The organism is Halorussus sp. MSC15.2 (genome assembly GCF_010747475.1).
In the GTDB taxonomy this organism is placed as follows: domain Archaea; phylum Halobacteriota; class Halobacteria; order Halobacteriales; family Haladaptataceae; genus Halorussus.
The window spans coordinates 1-17,429 of record NZ_VSLZ01000011.1; the positions used below are offsets into that span (position 1 = coordinate 1).

The window sequence follows — 17,429 nt, forward strand, 5'->3', positions numbered from 1 at the left end:
GTTCTCCTTCGTCAACGTATTCACGAGGAACTTCTTGGCCTTCGTGACCGCGCCCGTCGCTTTCGCCCAAACGAATTCAGCAGCGCTGACCGCCGCAGACTTCACCGCGCTCGCTGCTTTCACCGCGTTCTCCTTCGTCAACGTACTCACGAGGAACTTCTTGGCCTTCGTGACCGCGCCCGTCGCTTTCGCCCAGACATGTTGAGCGGCGGCGTTCAGGTAGATTCCGGTCGTCGTGTTGGCGAGGAGTGCCTCGGTGAGGACCAAGTACGCGGTCAACGCGGCGTACTCGGCGACGACCACGGACAGTACCGAGAGCAACCCGCCCATCACGATTCCGAGCGCCGTCGCAACCGTCTTGTTCTTGTTGAGAAATTTGAACACGCCGGTAAGTACCTCTGCGACGAGTTCGAACGCCGGGGCGAGCCCCGAACCCATGTTCTCCTGAAGTCGCTTGTAGGCCTTCGTCAGCGAGTCGATGTCGTTTCGCAGGCTCTTGCTGTCTCTCGCGGCCCCCGCGACGAGGAAACTCCATGCGCTCCGGAGGTACTTCAAGGACATCTGAGCGGTTTTGACGTGGTTCTGGATAGCACCGATGTCCTGATTCGCGCTCCGGAACTGATTGCTCGCCGTCTTCGCAGTGCTTCCAGCGTTCCTGAACGCGGAGCCGAGGCTATTCAACGATGAACTGAGGTTCTGTACCTTTCCGAGTCCGAATGCCATTGTGTAAAGAATAACGTATCAGTCGTCCTTGACGCGGACGACGTGTTCGTGCTTCGCAACCGAGGGGTGAACTCCGCGCGGCGCGTTCGACGGCGGAGTCGGTACGTCACCACCAGCCGACCGAGCGCCAACGTTCTGCGCGGCCTGTTGGGCCTCACGCTGTGCGCGCTGGTGTTCCGAGAGCGCGATGGCGTAGGCGTACCGCTTCTTCCACGGCCAGCCCGCCACGTCCTCGATAGGTTCGTTGAACCGGAGCGCGATGCTCACGGTCATCCGACCTGCAGGTGACGCTGCCCACTCGGTTACTCGTCGAGAAAACCCCCGTCGAGTCCGAGGAACTCGGCGGCCCGACTAGCGAGCGCGAGCTTGGCGGAGAACGCCATTTGCTCCCAGCGTTCGTCCGAGACGTCGGGCTTGGCGACTGCGAGTTGGACGAGCGCGCGCATCTGTGCGGCACGGTCCGCTTCGGCGACTTCTTCGAGTTTGTTCAGGACGGCGTCGTCGTTCTCGGGTTCCTCCAGCAGGAACTTCATGTCGCGGAGTTCGAACACCGTGGGCTCACGGCGCTCGTCGAGCGTCCACTCCTGCCCTTCGAAGTCGAAGCTCTCGGGGTCAGCGTCGGGCGCGTCCGTTCCACCCGCGGCTCCGACGTCCTCGGCTTCGAGGTCGTCTGTGTCGAGCATCTCGTCTACGGTCCGCTCGACTTCGTCGTTCGTTTCGAGACCGGTCGCGTCACGTCGTTCGAGTACGGTGTCGTCTGTCATGGTGGCTGATGGTGTAGAACGTTATTGGTGAGTAACTTCGGCGGCTTCCCACGAGCCTTCGACCGTCGGGACGCCGTCGAGTTCGTAGTCGGAGGGGCCGAAATCAGTCAGCACGCAGTCGACGAACGTACTCTCCGACCGCGGTTCGCCCTCGGCGTAGGAGATGGTGATGTTGAAGACAGAGCTCTCCTGAAAGAGGTCCTCCAACATGGGGACGTCGTCCGACGTTGCCTTGACCGCGAACGACCCAGTGAACTCGCCAGTCCCTTTGACCCAGACGCTACCGCCGTCGAGCGTTCGCTCCAGTTCGTGGGCCTTCGACTGGTCGTAGCCGAAGCTGTCGATGTCTGCAATCTGTTCGTCGTTGACCGTGATGGATATCTCACGGGCGTCGTATTCCTTGGTTGGCATCTGTAGTTACTCCTTAGACTCGGACGTTCAGCTCGACGCCGAACTCGTGGATGTTGTTGGCCAGCGTCCCTTCGACGGTGATGCCGCTGAAGACGCGGTTGGCCTTGTCTGCGTCCGAGAGTTGGTCGATAGTCGGTGCGGTTACCTCGAGTTCAGACAGCGGCGCGTTGTTCGAGCCGACGTACTGCTGGAGTCGGCCACGAATCGCACCGAGAAGCTGGGAGCGACCGTTGTTCGTGAACGGAACTTGGTCGTTGTCGAGACGCAGACTCTTGAGAGCTTCCTCGACCTCGCTACCGATGAACGACTCGGTGCGGCCGACGTCCAAGTACTGGTAGTCCGACGAGGAACCTGCGGTCGTCAACGAGTTAGACAGTACGAGCGTCCCGTCCACCGAGATGATGGCGTTCGACGGACCGTTGCCGTCGGAGTCGCCACCCTCGAACGTCTCCGTCGTACCGGGGTCCCCGACGAGGGTGCGCCGGTAGAAGTCCGTGCTGAACGGATAGCCCTCACCGTCCCAGAACGGATCGAACCAGGCGGGGTTGACGCCGAGTTGGCCCGCGACGTAGGACGCGACGTCCTCGCTAGACTTGTGCGCAATCATCATCAGGTCGCCGCTAGGGACGTAACCGGCCACCTCGTGAGCGAGTTCCATCGCCTCAGCGTCGGTGGCGGCTTCGGCCCCGTTCATGTGCGCGCCGACGACCGCGGCGTCGATGCTGCTGGCGAACGTCACGAGCTCGTTGAGGTTGCCGATGTGTTCGCGCTTACAGCGCGTATCTGCGAGGGTGAACAGGTCGATGCCGAGCGGTTCGAGTTCGGTCTCGAGAGACGACCAGTCGAGGTGGTGATAGTCAGCCGTGATACCGGGTCCGCTACCGCTCGTGGTCGTCCCGGTGACGATTTCGCCGGTGTCGAAGTTGACGAACGCCTCGTCGTTGGCGGGCGTCTCGTTCACGTCCGGCGGGCTTTCCGTCTTGGGCACCACCGTCTTCTCGGTACCGTCCACGTAGACGCTGGTGGCGCTCAGGTCGTCGTGAAGCGGCAGGTGGTTGGAGTTGGTGTCCTTGATGTTGACTCGGTCCGTACTCGTGGTGTCACCACCCAGAGACACGCTCGACTCGGTCAGTTCTTCGGCGACTGCGACGACCCACGATTCGACGCCCATCTCCGTGAGCGCCTGCGACGCGACGTGAACGTCGCTTCCGTCGCCGAAGTTGTTGGCGACGTCGTCGGGGTTGGAGTACCGTTTCCCGTTGTTGAACCCGACGGAGGGTGCAGTCGTCGCGTGGCCGATCAGTGCAATGTCGTTGTACGTCGGCTTCGCCGTCGCTCCGGTCGAGGCCGACAGATTGATGTCGACTACTGAAACTGGCATGGGACTGGCAACTGTTCGTACTGCCGGGATGATATATATCAGTTTTCAGATAATAAAAGCGAAACGAGTGCTTCGGGGCGGGAACGACGTCAAAACAGCGTCTCTACCACCGGGAAGCCCTCGAAAACTGGCGCGAAACGGCGAGCGACGCGACGGACGACGGAACCGAGAAGAGGGGAGTCCATTGGCGAGGACAAGGGCGACTCCGACGGCCGAAACGCGTGCGAGCGGCGCAGTTACGGAAGGGCGAACGCGGTCAGCGGGGAAGCCGAACGTAGTCGGCGGGCGAAGAACAGCGGAAGAGTCAGTTCGTCGTGACGGTGTACTCGACGTCCTCGGTCGAGTCTACGGTCTCGGTGTGCCTGTCGGTGTAGTGTAGCCGGACCCGGAACTCGTACTCCTGAACGTCGGTCCCTGCAGAGTCTGTGTGGGCCTCGTGAATCTGGTCGCTGGAGATGCGGGCGACGACCGGCCGTTCCCCGTTCGACCCCGTCGAATTCTGGTCGAAGTCGTACCGGAAGTGACTCCAGAGCGTCTCGGCGAACGACTCCACGCGGGGTTTCGGCGGCACGCTATCGGCGTTGGTGGCGTCTTCTACGAGGCACGTTACTGTGAGTTCGTCGTACAGTCGCGTCGCGTAGGTGTACTCGTAGACGTTCTCGCCCGGGCGCTCGTTCACGGCGACGACACGACCCATCGACTGGGCGTCTTGTTTCTCGACGTTGCGCTCGTTCCAGCCCAGAATCACTTCGGGATAGCTTCGCGTGTGATTCTCGTTCTCCCACCATGTCTCGATGCTGTACGTGTACGTCGTTCCGCTCCACGTCACGTCGTAGGACCCCGGAAGGCTACTCTCCACTCTAGACCGCTCGTCGAAGGTCAGCACGGGCGCGTCCCTCCGGTCCGGTGTGTAGGTTCGATGACAGACATCACGAACTCCTACGGCTCGTGTTATCTAAATGTGGTTTGGTCGGGGCGGTCTGTAATCAGGGGTACGCGGTTCGCGCGACGACCGGCGGTTCGTGGCCCTTCTCGATGACACCTGCGTGCTCGCGGATGGCAAGCGTACCGGACTCGACGCAGTGTTCGAGGCCATCGACCTCCTGCAGCGACACGTAGAGCGCTTCGGCGGCCGTCAGGTCGTAGAACGGAACGGACGCGCCCACGGCAGGGTTCCCGAGCGCTGTCTCGTCCACGTAGGTCTTGTAACCCTCGGCGTCGATGCGGGCGGCGTCCCGGTCGGGCACCGCGTCGAGGAGGGTGTCGGCGAACGCGCGGTCGTCCACTTCAAGGACGAACTGAACCGCGTAGGTCGTAGTTCGATTCGGGTCGGGGGAACTGCTAATCGACATATCACACTCAACGCAGACGGGATTATAAACTAGTTTTCCGCGAAGTAACTCCGACCTCGCGCAGTCCGACTCGATTCGACTCTGCTGGGACTCGTGGCGGAACTACTCGGGCCGCGGACAAAAAATCCGTACGGTGTTCGGACAGTTCGACAGGTGACCCCGACAGTCACCGCGAATGCCCGCTGGCGGTCACTGTGCGCGAAAGCAGGTTGAGGGGGAGTTGCGCTTAGACGCGACCTCTCTTCTCTTCGAGGCCGGCCTGCACGATGTCGTCGAGGACGTCCATGCCCTCGGGCGTGACGACCGCGTCGGCGTCCTCGTCGACGTCGAGCGTACTTTCGCGTTCCTTCATTCGGTTGCGGTACTTTCGGACGGACCAGACCGAGCAGTTGGCCTTCTTGGCGATGGCCCGGTTCCCGAAGAACGGAGCGCAGGCCATGATTACGACCTTCTGCCAGTCGCGTAGCTGTTTGTTCGGCATGTGTGGTGGCTGATGGATTTCCGACCGACCCCGCCGTCGGACGAGATTCGGTCGGTCGATGGCTGTCGTGCGATTCAGCGACGGGTCATTCGGTACTCTGAGCGCGCTAGAACCCGCCGATATTACTTTTACCTAGCTGTTACAATTTAAATTTTATGATTTGTTTGGGGGTGGCATACTGGACAATCGTTAGAGACCCCTTTCACCTGCCGGTCGAAGGCCATTGGTCGGCAATGGGCGATGATAGTCGTCAGGCGACGGTCGAGGGGCGGCGTCGAGCGACAGATGAACGCCGTCGCCGGACGGCGAGTGACCGTCATCTCGAAGCGCCTCGCCGTGAGCGGCCGGTTCGAGCGCCTCTCCCGTACCGCCCGCGACCGCCGAACCCGACGACGCTGCGGCGCGCTCGACGAACCACGCACAACCCTGAATTACGTCGGCAGCACGACCAACGTGGACGCAGTCTGCGTCTAGCCACGTCTGCACGCCCTCTTCAGTACCCCGAAGAGTGATACACTGTCCGTCGGTACCGGCCGTCCATCGGATTCTGCGTTTGGAGCAGTGAGCGTACTGTACGGTCGCACCGACCTCGCCGGGTTCGACGGTGAGGCTTTCGATAACCCATCCGTCTCCCAGGTGGTCGGCGATGTGTTCCATCCGCTCGATGAAACCACCTGGCATACCAGATAATTGATATCATTTCATTATATTGGTTTTGTTAGTTGACCCGCCGAACGTCCGATGGTACTCTCGTCTGTTTCACGTCGACGGCGAAGGCGGCGGAGGCCGCGGAGCGGAGACTCGACGTGGCGGCCTCTGTTAAAATCTTCAGTCCGTGATTGGTTCGGCAGGCGTGGTGAATACACGGCGCATAGTCACCAGTTCATATTATTGGTCTCCCCGACATTCCGGTCTGGGTCGTCTGCGTTGCCAGCGACGACCTCAAACGGTCACATCATCGACTCATCCTCGTGTCCGAGGATGTGGCAGTGCCACGGGTACTAGCCCGTAAAGTCCACAGACTAGGTGCCGACACTCACCGCATCCCCGGTGAGTCGGGTCGGCCAGTACCATCGAAGCCCGGCGAGTCCCTGCGGCCGCGGTCACTGTGAAGGAACACGAGACCGCCGCCGATGTCGCTCGCAACGGTGAATCCGCGTGCGGCGTCGGCACCCCAGAACGACGTATCGTCGGTGTGGTAGCTGGCGATGGTCTCGGGGTTCGACGGGTCGCTCACGTCGTGGACCGTCACGCCGCCGTTGTACCACGAGGCGTGGAGTCGGTTCGAGGTGACGTCGAAGTTGTGCGATGTGCGGAACGCATCGACGTTCGGCGGTTCGATGCGGACGAGTTTCCGGGGGTTGCTAGGGTTCGAGACGTCCCAGATTTTGATTCCACCGTAATCGTCGTTGTCGGGGTTCTCGACACCGACTTCGCCGGGGAACGTCTCAGCGCCGACGTAGACGTAGTCGCCGTCTGGCGACGGCTGGACGTAGTGCGCGTTCCCGGGCCGTGTGAGGTAGCGCTCCAGATTGTAACCCGGTTTGTCCGCACCGGGCGCGTCGCCGAACTGCGCCACCAGTTGCGGATTGGTCGGGTCGCTGACGTCCGCGACGACGATGCCCGCGTCCCAGAACGCCTGATAGAGGAGGTCGTCTTGGACGTAGATGTCGTGACACGGGCTGACCCCGCCCATCGCGAACTCGGGGAAGTCGTCTTTGAGGCGGTACTCGCCGACGACGTGCGGGTTCGTCGGGTCGTGTACGTCGACGATGGTGGTGCGAGCCTCGCTGAACGCCGCCTCGCCAGACTCGTTGACGGTGAGGTAGGCGTAGCCGTCAGCGAGGAAGTTATTATGGATGTGATGGCCGACGTTCACAAACTCGATTTCGGTCGGGTCAGTCGGATTGCTCACGTCCACGAGCGTGACACCCGGCCCACCGTTGCTCGCCAGGCTCACGAGGTCACCGTCGACCTTGGCATCGAGAATGCCGCCTGCCGGATCGGATGCGGTCATCGACCCGACGAGTTTCGGCCGGGTCGGGTTATGCCAGTCGACGACGGCGAGACCGTCGCCCGTTGCGACGTACGCGTAGTTGCCTTGCGTGGAGACTTCGAGCGACCCGTCGACCGCCTGCTCGCTAAACAGACGGAGCGTGTCGTCGGTGGACCTCTGCGCGTCTCCGGGGACGCTGGCACTGCTGAGGTCCGCGACGCTGGCGAGGCCGAGCACGCCGGTCGCCTTCAGGAGGTTGCGTCTGGTGGAACGGTGCATGGTCACTGTCCTCCCTTCTCCGCGGCGGGTGTGACTTTGAAGACGTAGATGCCGGTGACCATGTCGGACACAACCGTGAGGTCGCGCGTCGCGTTGTAGTTCGCACCCCACGCCATCGGAGCCTCGCCTAGCCACCCCGGACCTTGGGCTTGGTCGGCCATGTCGTCGGTCGCGTAGCGGTCGGTGAACGTGGGGTCTGTCGGGTCGCTGATGTCCCAGACGACCGTTCCTTCGTGGTACGCGCCGTCGACGAGGAGAGAATTGTTCCCCTTCGAGATGATGTCGTGGTTGTGCGTCGTCCAGTCGTAGGTTTCCAATGGGTCGTCGCCCTGATACTCCGCGTTCGGAGACGGTGTGTATCCGATGGGTTTGGGGTTCGAGACGGAGCCGTCGCCCCAGCCGATGTCGAAGATGTGTTTGCCGCCGGGTTTGCCGTGGCCAATTTCGTCGCCGACGACGGCGATGCCACGTCCGGGGTCGTAGTCGGCGTAGTGGCAGTTCTCGAACGCTTCCTCACCCAGCGGGACATCCGCGTAGTCCGGTCGGCCTTCGTAGCTGAAGCTCCCGGCCATCTCGGGGTTCGCGGGGTCGCTGACGTCCATGATGACGTAGCCGTCGAACCCGTCGCCGATGAACGCCAAGTGCGCGAGGTCGTTTTCGGGGTCGACGACGATGTCGTGGAGGTCGGCTTCGGGGCCGAACGTCCCGACGAACGAGGTATCGGTCGGGTCGCTCACGTCGAAGACGCCCATGCCGTGATGTTCGGTGGTGTACACGTACGGCTCGGTCGGGTGTGGGAAGAGGTTGTGCGTCGACCCAGAGTCGAGCGTCCCGAGAATGGCCGGGTTCTCGGGCGTCCCGTCTGCGTAACCGTAGTCGATGATTTCGACACCGGCGAAATCGTCGTATTCATCGGGATTCGGCTCCTGTGACCTGTAGTAGAGGCCATCGCGGCGGCCGAACTTCACGTCTGCATTGCGCACGTTCTCGGATGAGGGTACTTGGTGTACCTGAGTGGGGTTCGTCGGGTTGCTGATATCGACGAGGAAGCTCCCGCCTGTGCCGAAGAAGCTTCCCGTGAGAGCGTACTTGCCGTCGTCACGTACGTCCCCTTCTGTGTATCCGCCCGGTGGGTCCTCGAGGAGCGAGTGTCCGAGCTTCCTGATTCGTCCTTTTTTCGACTTTTTGCGTGCCGCTGCCAGTCCTGTACTTCCGATTGCAACCGTGCTGCCTAGCAGTTGGAGCAGTGTTCGCCTCGTTTGGGTCATGGAGTGACCATCTCAGTATTCATTCGGGACTAACTGTAGTTAATTAGCCATTAAAGACCGTAACAATACTCAACAATACCCTGGATTCATTAGGTTACAACCACATATATTTACAGAATCTCCGGTTAGGTTCGCTTCGAGATTATCAAAATCCCCAGAAGGGGATTACTCAAAGAGACCCTGAAACGATTCTATTTAATAGTGAACCTATAGTTATTCGCTAGCGACTTCCGCTCTATCTCGAACTCGATATAGTTGCCACTCCGAGACGGATGCATTGCTGACAGAGACACGGCCTTAGGACCGATAGCCGATTGCGTAGTGGCGCAACACCCCAGCGACCGTTCCGACGACGACTCCAATTCCTAGCAGTATCGCCACGTAAATCCCGACCATCGTGAACGAGTAAACCTGCGTGCCCAGCACCAGATAGACCGCAGAGAAGACAATCCCAGTAACGAGTCCGTATCCGAGTCCAGCAATTACGTAGTTGCGGACCGACGGTGTCTCAAGGTAGTACCACGACACCCCCATTACAGCCACCGTCAGGGCCACACAGAGCAAGTAGAAGTGGAAATACGTGTGTCCGATGAGGAATCGCAGCGTTTCACCGACCCCCCGGGGACCGCCCAAGTGCTCCGCGATGAACGGGAGTACATAGCCGACGACGACAATTACTCCCGTCAAAGTGGCGTTCCGGACTCGACTACGATGACCAATTGAAACCGCCTTCATCGTCGTTGAGTATGGGTAACTGCCCGGAATGTAAAGTCTTCGGCAGTTCCCACTGAGACTGTGACGCGCTCCGCCAAGCGTTCACCTGACTGCCGAGGAGATGGGTCGCTGAGTACGTCTCCGCTATTCGGCCCCAACCGACCAACTGGTCTCCGCCTCAAACGAGAGTTCATCAGTAGTGAGAATCTCAGCGACTTCTTCGAGTGTGACTGACCCTTGGTCGACGGCGCGTTCCATGAACTACTCGTGGCGGCCGGTCGAAACGGCGGTCGTGTCGGCGTGTATCTTGAGGTAGTAGTCGGCGGCGTCGAGCGCTCGCCTACATCTTGGGAAGATTAACTATTAAGCCTCCAGTCGGCCTTCCTGTCTAATAGATATCTTGACTCAGTACCATCCCACTCACACTCTCGTCGTGAGCTATCCGATAGAAGGTACACCACACCATGAGGAAGTACTGTTTGAGGTCATCCAAGCAGCGTCGTCCTTCGCAGACCGATTCGTCCTATCGATTGAGACGGGAATAGTAGCCGACGACTACCCTTCGATTATCCAAGAGTTGGACGACAACTTCTCGCAAACCAGTGGTAGTGGTGCTGTAAGGTACGAAGCTCACGTATCTGAGAGTTCATTAGAAGTGATTAAATCACTTCTGGAGATGACTGGGGGTGCTCGCGTCTTTGGCATACGGAAAATTGAACTCGTCCGCGACTCCGAAACGTGTCTTCGGTACGTTCCCGACCACGAAGATTTCACGATGAATGGCGATTCGTCCGGTGACATCATTGATGCGGTCCAAAACGCCATTGACGTCGAACCGGCAGTGGTCCTCCCAAATCACCTACTGGTGGAATGGGAAGTCACCGGTACGGAATGTAGCATCTCTCCACCATCACTCTGTATTGGAAACGTCTGTTATGGCCTTTCTCGACTTGCGTCGGTTGAACCGCGTCCGGAGCAGTTGGAAATCGAACTACGATGGTACGAGCCAGAACAAGGCCAACTCGGGCAGGCAATCAGTTGGGCTGCTTCAAAGATTGGTTTGTCACGACCAGACACGCTCCGCTTTGAATCGACAGCGGAACTCTCCGACGCTGTAGAGATACTGCAAACAGTGACAGCAGGAACCGGAAAAGACGTACTCTAACTAGAGTCCCTACTCAGATACGTTGCCCATGGTATGGGTGGACGAAGACGACTTCCTCGCGGCGCGGAAAGCCGTGTACAGTCGCGGGTGCGGACCGCGACGAAGATCCGCCTCGATAAGTACCGCAACCACGAACTCGTGGACATCATCTGAGGGCGTGTTGAGGCGGGCCTGTAGCACAGCGCGGCCGACGATGCGACAATAGCGCGCATTGCTCACCTCGCTGCGGGGGACGTGCACTTCGGCATTGCGTTGCTTCGCCCGACTGCCGAGGATGCGGAGATAGAAGACCGTCATTCACTCAGTCCGGGGTTAGTTGAGGACATCGCGGGCGACGCCGAGACGGAGGTATACGAGCGGAACGTCCCGCGGTTGTCTACTCACCAGCGGATTCTACTCGACATTGTTCGGGAGGACGGCGAGGTCGCGGCGGGCGAGTTGCACGACGAGTACGAGCACCGTGTGGGGACTCCGAAGTCGAAGTCGACGCGACAGCGGTATCTCCAGTCGTTGGAGCGGTACGAGTTGGTGGAGCAGGTCGGACGGACGCGAGGGACCTGCTATCGGTATTTCCAACGTTAAGGTCTGCAGGACCAGGACCGATACACTTCTTCATAAGTGAAAAGCAGTAACTGATAGACCCAATACATAAGATATAGGGTATAAATTGTAATATTCTACGGAGTGTATTTTCCATAGGTATTAAATCGGTTGGAGATTGACAATTTGGCAGCTGAGAAGCAATCAAAATAATTATGGAGATAACCAATAGAGGTTTTAGGATATCAATAATAGCTTTTAGAATGTCAACAATAGGTTTTCCTGCCAATTTATGACATGACTGTTTAAGTTGCGCTGGAATCGTTGTTGGACTCCTCAATCTATATCCCCAATCGGCATTGGTTGAGGGAAGTATCTTCGCTGGATGCCCTGGTGGATATTTCACATCAATATAAGCTCCACATCCGCTTATCACCAATATAACTAAATATACAATATATTGAGATAAACTACCTATGTATAATTTCGCTCCAAATAAGACTAGAGCAACGAAACTAATTGAAACGAATGCATCAGCCATTACCATTATCCGCCGCTGCCCCTTGATAACACCTTCATTATATGATATTTTTTGATATAGAATGTCTAATTTTCGTATAAAGTAGACATGAGGTGTTGCCCTCTTTGCTGTATGAATTTCTTCAATTTCTCCTGATGTGTGTTTTATTGCTGTGCCAACACCTAATGTTGCACTCACTAAAAAGAAGATGGAGAGGAAAAATCCACCAGCCACTATTGATAGAATACATGAATGTGGCTGGATAGCTTCCCTTAAGCTCATATTTGGTCCACGAAATTGAAAGAGACCAGCAATAATAGCTGCAGAAGATACCAGTAGCACACGAAACATTTTGGTCGCATTATTTCCTAATTCCTCAATAGTGTCCGATTGGTTGTCTAACCGCTTTTCTGCAGATTCACACTCCTTTTGTAGAGTAAGATATTGTCGTTCATCAGGGCCTTCAGCCATCCCAATTCCCCCAACAATAAAGACTGCGCACAATGGTAAATCATTCTGTCATTGGTCCAAGGGAAAATGGCCTAAAACTACATTTTTCCACTCAGAGATTCTTCCGTCCTTACTACTAACTCGGTGAGGGCGTCGGCATTTGTTCACTTTAATTCATCGCTTATACTGGCTACTTACCAACAACTCAAGCCCTCTACCGTCAAAATCGGGGTTTATTCGTTCACGCTCGCCATACACCCGTTTAGTCGGCCTGTCTCGCGCCGAGTATGCAACCAAACCGCGGCCCGGACGCGAGCAGATTGAGACAGAACCGAATTCGGAGTAGAGCGCAAACCAGCCGACTAACGCGGCCGCGCTACGCCAGCGAGGCCATCCAAACCACGAAGCCAACGGTCGCGGCGACGAAACAGACCAGAAACAGTAGGAGTCGCGTCCAGCGATGGACTGACGAACCAGACATCGGTCTACTCCTTGTCCTTTTCCAGTTCTTCTGCGTCAAGGTCGCCAGCTAAGTAGTCACGGCCTTTCTGCGTGATTTGGTACATTCCTTGTGGTTCACTATGGTATTCGATTAACCCTGCATCAAGGAGCTTCGAGATACGCTGTCGGACGTACCCCGAATTGAAATCGATGTTTTCGGCGATTACAGATGGCGTGGCGACAATTTCTTTGTTTCCTTCATTGAGAAGAAACTCTAAGATGTAGTCATCTGCGTTCGTCATCCACGACACCCGGGGTCGGCGCATTTGACCGCCTTTCTCCGGTCTAATGCTATAGTCACCCCGGTATACAGGCAACAAACAACTAATCTGTTAGCCATAGATAACAGTACAATGAGTTAGAACTAAATGGTTGGCGTTTAGAGAGACTTCTCACGGAGACAAAATCGCGGACTCGTCGCTCGCCGATGGGTCCATTCAGAAAGCGGACCCCGCTGTTGGTGCCAGCGGGTCCGCGTGAGCCTCCGTAACTGGAGTACGGAAGCCATGCAAGCCTTACAGCACACGGGACTTGAATGTCCCGCACGAGGAGCGGATAGTCTATCAATCGCCTGCAGGACGGGAGGTGACCGGGCATGAGCGCGGACACCCCTACGTCAGTCGAGAACCTTCGAGCGTTCGAGCGTGACCTCTTGTTTGCAATCCGGGCGCTCGAACGCGACGATAGCCCGCCGAAGGGCCTCACAATCAAACAACGTCTCGAAGCCGGACCGTACGAGGACGTGAACCATAGTCGGCTCTACCAGAACCTCGATTCTCTCGCCGCAGACAACTACATTCAGAAACGTGAGCGCGACGGCCGCACCAACGAGTACGCAACCACGGAGCGAACACGTGCCCTGCTGGAGGCGTTTGCGTGCCGACGCGCTCGACAAACCGGCGTCGAACTCGAAGCCGACGCCAACGCCGAGACCGAATCTGCTCCGAATCAAATCGGCCCAGACCATGCGGATGCGTCCGAGCAGACGGAATCTGCTCCGGACCAGACGGACGCCAATATGTCCGAACAGGAGGGCGAGTCATGACCCAAGCCACGGAGGGATTCGGCCCGGACCTAGACGAGGCAATCCCCGAAACCTTCGACGTGTGCGGCGACTGTGGGACGCCGACGATTCAACTCTCGTCGCATACGTGTCCGGACCCGGACACCGTCCAAGAGCCGACGCGTGAGGACCTTGACGCGCGAATTGATAACGATACCTACCCAGCACAGGAGACGGTCCTCGTTATCGAGACGACGGGCCAGCGGTCGTACGCCTACCACGAAACCACTGATTCGGGAGAACCACTCTGCCCGGTCAACCACGACGGACTCACGGAACTCGCCCGTCGCGAAGCCCAAGACCAGCGATACGGACCCTGCCAGTTCTGCCAGCGGATTCGCCGCGCGAACGAGGGGGTGACCGGCCAATGAGCACTACGACGCTGGAGGACGGCGAGTGTCCCGCGTGCAAGACGCCGATTCGCGCCATTGCCGCCAACAGTCCCACCGAGTGCACAATCCAGCCGTGTGGCTGTATCATCCCCAAGGGTGTCACTCCCAGTTCCGGAGGTGAGGGTCGATGACGCAGTCTCGCTCGGTCAAGCAGACGGCGGCCAACCTCACCAGCTACAAACGCGACCTCTTGCTCGCAGTCTACCGCGCGAACGAAGCTACCGAGATACCTGTCGGCGCGGACGTCAAGCGGGAACTGGAAGCGCTCGGCCAGACCAACACCGCGGGCGGTCAGTTCTATCCACGGCTCAATGAGCTAGTTGACCAAGACCTCGTTACCAAGAGCGACCATCCGGACGACGCCCGCGGATTCACCTGCGACCTCACCGACGAGGGGAAAACCGTACTCACGCAGTTGTTTGTGCGGAACGCCATCTCGCTCGACATCGACGTTCCCGAATCCGACTTACCTGCAGAGCCGCCGCGGCCCGGTCTCCGACTCCACGGGCGACCTCGCGGATAGCCCAGACATCCCCTTTAGTCGCCCGTTGCGCTCACGCGTACGTTTAGCGGTATCGCTCACCAGCCACACAACCCACACTCCCGAGAACTGATGACCACCGACACCCTCACCGAACAAGCTCTCCCCGAACAGCTCGCCGAACTCGTCGAACAACGCGTCCACGAAGCAACCGCCGACCTCCGAGAACAGATTGCTGACCTTGAACGCGAGGTTGAGGACCTCCGCACTCAACTCTTCCAAGAGCGCGACGCGCGCCGCGAGGCCGAAGCCCGACTTGCAGCGCTAGAGGAGACGGTCGAAGGCGAACACGACGCGCGACTGAGCGCCCTTGAAGCAAAAGCGAATGGGACGCGGTCGATGATTGCGGAACTCCAATCTCGCGAACTCGAAAAAGGCGCACACCTCGCCTACGACAACGTCGAAGCGAACATCATGGACGAGTTGCTCGACGTGGATGGTGACCGCGTCGAACGCATCACCAAAGACGACGACAACCAGTACGCCCGGCTTCCCGGCGAAGAGGACGCCCTCAACCGGGGCGGCACCGTCGCCCACTCCACTGCGGATTTACTCCCAATTCAGCGACTCGCTCGCTACGACGACGAAATGCTCGCGAGCGTTACCAACCGCAAGCCTGACGAACTTGCCGCCAAAGCATGGCGAGAACGCGATAACCCTGGCCGCTACCAACTCTGGACCACCGGGAGTAGCGGGTGGCGTGTCTACCTCAAATCCTCCGACCTTGCTGATTGGATTATGCGCCACGAGGAGGGTGTGTCGAAAAACTACGCCCAAGAATTGGCGCGGCGGACGCTCGACGCCATGCGTGAACTGAGCAACCATCGACTCATCACGACCCAGAAGAAACGCACCGCAGACGGCCTCACCTACAAAGAGAACGTCATAGTGTTGACCGAGGACGCCGAGCTGCCGGGTGAACCATCACTTGGTGGAACTGACGGTCCGGCCACAGACGAGGTGGCCGGATAACGGACTGGCCGGACCCAAACACACCCCGAGAGGGACACCTCTCTCCCACAACCGACCGTAATCGGCGGCGGTCTGAATCCGTCACGACGTGTAGACCACCCCCAACGGTGGGTCCTCGTGGCGGTGACACCCTATGGCTACCTGTCGGTCTCTCAATTCCAGTGGCATCCAGCGGTAGACACGGACGGGATGCACTGGAGGAGGGACGCCAACAGCGTTTGTGGCCAGACAAATCTGCAGAGGTACGTTATCTGCGAACGGGGATGGATGTGTCTTCGGACGAGCGAGTGCTCGTTGTATCCACTCGACCACGTGACTCCGACTGGCTCTGTACCACCGACCTTGATACCAACGGGAGACGGTCTCGTTCGATTCGACAGTGTTGACTCGGTTGGACGCTATCAAGTTGAAGCTTAACGCCGAAGATGCGACTGAAACTGTGACAGCACGAGCGTTGAGTGGGGAGGGACAGACGCTCCTGCATATTTTAGTCGAGAGTGACCTTCCACCGGGCTAGCTAGTCGACGTTCAAATCCGCGAGACAACTCCGACTGAGATGCTATTTTGGTGTGGCGACTACCTGACAGCTGGATTTTGAGAAATGGAGGTCTCATTTGACCGACGGGCTGATATGAGACGGATTTTCCGCTCCCAACTGTTTCTTGTCACAAAACCTGATAGTCGTATTTAGTTGCGTAGGTATATCAGGCTCGGTTGACCGTCACTGCTTAAATCTATCTCTCTCACTTCTATTTAATAATACCAAAAACAATTTTATAACTGAATTTCTATCGAGATTCAATCAATGAATCGTCACACGCAACGCACCCTCGCCATCATTTTCTCTATCCTCCTCGTCACGGCGACACTCACTCCTGCCAGCGCCGCTCTCGCCACACCGAACCAATCGCAGACTGCCAGTTCGCTCACCGACTCATTCACGAATTCGCTCGTTGAGTTCGACGTACTTCCCGCGATACTCGGCGCAGACAACGGCAACGGAAATGGGAACGGCAAGGGAAAAGGTACAAACACCTCGCAGACGCCGACCACAGCCACGACGACACCGCCCGAAACCACCACCGCAAAACCACCGGAAGGCCCGCCAACAACCACCCACAACAAAACGCAAGGTCCTCCGGGCAACAAGACGCAGGGCCACCCGGTAACAAAACCCAAGGTCCGCCAGGAAATAAGACGCGAGGTCCACCGGAAGACCCTGGTCCACCGGACAACAAGACGCAAGGTCCGCCGGAAGACCCCGGTCCGCCGGAAGATCGAGGACCTCCCGAAGACCGTGGCGGCGGTCCTCCCGAAGAACGCGGCCCGCCTGAGTGGGCGCAGAACCCGGAGACACCGCCGAGCGTCGAGCACAACCGCTCAGCACTCGCCAACAAGAGCAGGCCACTCGCCAACGCCTCGGTCAACGTAACTCTCAGCGACGACGCTTCGGCCGCGGACTACCGACTGGCGGCGATTGCCGCGCTCCAGCAGGCCGACTTCGACGGTCCCGGCCGGTCGGCCCAGCGCCACCGCACTGCCGCGCTCAAAGCCCTCAACAAGTCCCTCCAGTACGTCCTCGACGCGAACCGCACTACGTCGGCGGTCCTCTTCGAACACGACAAGAAGGCCAGCACTCCACCGCAGTTCGCACCGAACGTCACGAAACTGCTGGTCCGTTCTGACGAACAACTCACCACGACTGCCATTGCGGACGCCGAGCGCGTCCGCGAGACGCTCCGCGCCCGCAACGTTTCGTTCAACGAATCAGCGGTCGCAGAGAACATCAGTACCGCCAAAGCCGCGGTCGAGCGCGCCGAGCGATTCCGCAATCGCGGCCAGCACCACACTGCGATCACCCAATATCGGGTCGCGTGGATTCACGCCCAGCAGGCGCTGGACATACTAGACCTCGC

The 17,429-nt window shown here is 58.5% G+C and carries 20 protein-coding genes; 6 read left to right on the forward strand and 14 right to left on the reverse strand.

Going from position 1 to position 17,429, the window contains the following annotated elements:
• The 8 genes from FXF75_RS21380 to FXF75_RS21415 form a co-directional block, all read right to left on the reverse strand.
• The coding region (locus FXF75_RS21380; protein WP_163524092.1) for a hypothetical protein at positions 1-723 on the reverse strand (723 nt) is incomplete at its 3' end.
• Positions 724-741: 18 nt separating this feature from the next.
• Positions 742-996, reverse strand: coding sequence for a hypothetical protein (locus FXF75_RS21385; protein WP_163524093.1), 255 nt, complete (start codon positions 994-996; stop codon positions 742-744).
• A gap of 29 nt (positions 997-1,025) precedes the next feature.
• Entirely contained in the window at positions 1,026-1,487 is a 462-nt protein-coding gene (locus tag FXF75_RS21390) for a hypothetical protein (protein WP_163524094.1), read from the reverse strand.
• A 21-nt stretch (positions 1,488-1,508) separates the two neighbouring features.
• Entirely contained in the window at positions 1,509-1,898 is a 390-nt protein-coding gene (locus FXF75_RS21395; RefSeq protein WP_163524095.1) for a hypothetical protein, read from the reverse strand.
• 13 nt (positions 1,899-1,911) lie between these two features.
• Positions 1,912-3,279 (reverse strand): DUF3383 domain-containing protein, encoded by a 1,368-nt coding sequence (locus tag FXF75_RS21400; protein ID WP_163524096.1) that lies wholly within the window; start codon positions 3,277-3,279, stop codon positions 1,912-1,914.
• Positions 3,280-3,583: 304 nt separating this feature from the next.
• The gene (locus FXF75_RS21405; protein ID WP_163524097.1) at positions 3,584-4,138 is read right to left on the reverse strand and encodes a hypothetical protein; all 555 of its coding nucleotides are present in this window, start codon (positions 4,136-4,138) and stop codon (positions 3,584-3,586) included.
• A 127-nt stretch (positions 4,139-4,265) separates the two neighbouring features.
• Positions 4,266-4,631: a hypothetical protein gene (locus FXF75_RS21410; protein WP_163524098.1), complete on the reverse strand. Its 366-nt coding sequence runs from the start codon at positions 4,629-4,631 to the stop codon at positions 4,266-4,268.
• Positions 4,632-4,857: 226 nt separating this feature from the next.
• Positions 4,858-5,112, reverse strand: a complete 255-nt coding sequence (locus tag FXF75_RS21415; RefSeq protein ID WP_163524099.1) for a hypothetical protein — start codon at positions 5,110-5,112, stop codon at positions 4,858-4,860.
• A gap of 240 nt (positions 5,113-5,352) precedes the next feature.
• On the opposite strand from FXF75_RS21415, the gene FXF75_RS21420 reads away from it, so the two are divergent.
• The gene (locus FXF75_RS21420; protein WP_163524100.1) at positions 5,353-5,586 is read left to right on the forward strand and encodes a hypothetical protein; all 234 of its coding nucleotides are present in this window, start codon (positions 5,353-5,355) and stop codon (positions 5,584-5,586) included.
• Between the two features lie 562 nt (positions 5,587-6,148).
• Here the strand turns inward: FXF75_RS21420 and FXF75_RS21425 are convergent.
• From FXF75_RS21425 to FXF75_RS21435, 3 genes are all read right to left on the reverse strand, one after another.
• Positions 6,149-7,387 (reverse strand): LVIVD repeat-containing protein, encoded by a 1,239-nt coding sequence (locus tag FXF75_RS21425; RefSeq protein WP_163524101.1) that lies wholly within the window; start codon positions 7,385-7,387, stop codon positions 6,149-6,151.
• Positions 7,388-7,389: 2 nt separating this feature from the next.
• Entirely contained in the window at positions 7,390-8,370 is a 981-nt protein-coding gene (locus FXF75_RS21430; protein ID WP_163524102.1) for an LVIVD repeat-containing protein, read from the reverse strand.
• Between the two features lie 582 nt (positions 8,371-8,952).
• Positions 8,953-9,390, reverse strand: a complete 438-nt coding sequence (locus FXF75_RS21435) for a hypothetical protein (protein ID WP_163524103.1) — start codon at positions 9,388-9,390, stop codon at positions 8,953-8,955.
• 412 nt (positions 9,391-9,802) lie between these two features.
• On the opposite strand from FXF75_RS21435, the gene FXF75_RS21440 reads away from it, so the two are divergent.
• The gene (locus FXF75_RS21440) at positions 9,803-10,534 is read left to right on the forward strand and encodes a hypothetical protein (RefSeq protein WP_163524104.1); all 732 of its coding nucleotides are present in this window, start codon (positions 9,803-9,805) and stop codon (positions 10,532-10,534) included.
• A gap of 376 nt (positions 10,535-10,910) precedes the next feature.
• On the opposite strand, the gene FXF75_RS21445 is transcribed toward FXF75_RS21440, so the two are convergent.
• Positions 10,911-12,065, reverse strand: coding sequence for a hypothetical protein (locus tag FXF75_RS21445; RefSeq protein ID WP_163524105.1), 1,155 nt, complete (start codon positions 12,063-12,065; stop codon positions 10,911-10,913).
• A 464-nt stretch (positions 12,066-12,529) separates the two neighbouring features.
• Positions 12,530-12,787 carry a winged helix-turn-helix domain-containing protein gene (locus FXF75_RS21450; RefSeq protein ID WP_163524106.1) on the reverse strand — a complete coding sequence of 86 codons (258 nt, stop codon included), beginning with the start codon at positions 12,785-12,787 and terminating at the stop codon, positions 12,530-12,532.
• A 353-nt stretch (positions 12,788-13,140) separates the two neighbouring features.
• Here FXF75_RS21450 and FXF75_RS21455 point away from each other — a divergent pair, with 353 nt between their 5' ends.
• The 4 genes from FXF75_RS21455 to FXF75_RS21470 all read left to right on the forward strand — a co-directional run bounded on the left by FXF75_RS21455 (position 13,141) and on the right by FXF75_RS21470 (position 15,513).
• The gene (locus tag FXF75_RS21455) at positions 13,141-13,590 is read left to right on the forward strand and encodes a helix-turn-helix transcriptional regulator (protein ID WP_163524107.1); all 450 of its coding nucleotides are present in this window, start codon (positions 13,141-13,143) and stop codon (positions 13,588-13,590) included.
• On the forward strand, positions 13,587-13,979 hold the full coding sequence (locus FXF75_RS21460) for a hypothetical protein (RefSeq protein ID WP_163524108.1): 393 nt from the start codon (positions 13,587-13,589) through the stop codon (positions 13,977-13,979). The genes FXF75_RS21455 and FXF75_RS21460 overlap by 4 nt, the downstream gene beginning before the upstream one ends.
• Before the next feature lie 148 nt (positions 13,980-14,127).
• Positions 14,128-14,523 (forward strand): helix-turn-helix transcriptional regulator, encoded by a 396-nt coding sequence (locus FXF75_RS21465; protein ID WP_163524109.1) that lies wholly within the window; start codon positions 14,128-14,130, stop codon positions 14,521-14,523.
• A gap of 90 nt (positions 14,524-14,613) precedes the next feature.
• On the forward strand, positions 14,614-15,513 hold the full coding sequence (locus tag FXF75_RS21470) for a hypothetical protein (RefSeq protein ID WP_163524110.1): 900 nt from the start codon (positions 14,614-14,616) through the stop codon (positions 15,511-15,513).
• A gap of 1,380 nt (positions 15,514-16,893) precedes the next feature.
• Here FXF75_RS21470 and FXF75_RS21475 read toward each other — a convergent pair.
• A complete protein-coding gene (locus FXF75_RS21475; protein WP_163524111.1) occupies positions 16,894-17,133 on the reverse strand; it encodes a hypothetical protein in 240 nt (79 codons plus the stop codon).
• Between the last annotated feature and the right edge of the window lie 296 nt (positions 17,134-17,429).